Source organism: Pseudoalteromonas sp. 20-92 (assembly GCF_030847595.1).
In the GTDB taxonomy this organism is placed as follows: domain Bacteria; phylum Pseudomonadota; class Gammaproteobacteria; order Enterobacterales; family Alteromonadaceae; genus Pseudoalteromonas; species Pseudoalteromonas fuliginea.
Map to the genome: position 1 here is coordinate 1 of NZ_JANJGQ010000111.1, position 269 is coordinate 269.

General features: G+C 44.6%; 1 protein-coding gene. It reads right to left on the reverse strand.

Going from position 1 to position 269, the window contains the following annotated elements:
* Positions 1-269, reverse strand: a 269-nt coding sequence (locus tag NRL14_RS20970) for a transposase (RefSeq protein WP_306725532.1), incomplete at both ends; no start/stop codon positions are given.

Here is a 269-nt window from a genome sequence, read left to right on the forward strand (position 1 = left end):
ATCCACTTAAATGCCAATGATCTGATGATGGTATTATGGGGTTTTCCTTTGGCTTCTTGCTGCCGATAATATGCTTTTGCCCAAAATGAATAGCGCACAGATAATCCTGCCCATTCCACAAATGTTTGCCTTAAAAACTTAGTGCATGAGTATCGCCAGTGTATCCATTCCTTCTTGCCACTGCGTTCGGTTACTGGAGCAATGCCTGCGTATTTTTGTATGTCAGCGGCGCACTTATAGCGGTCACGATTTGACCCCATAGCGGCTAA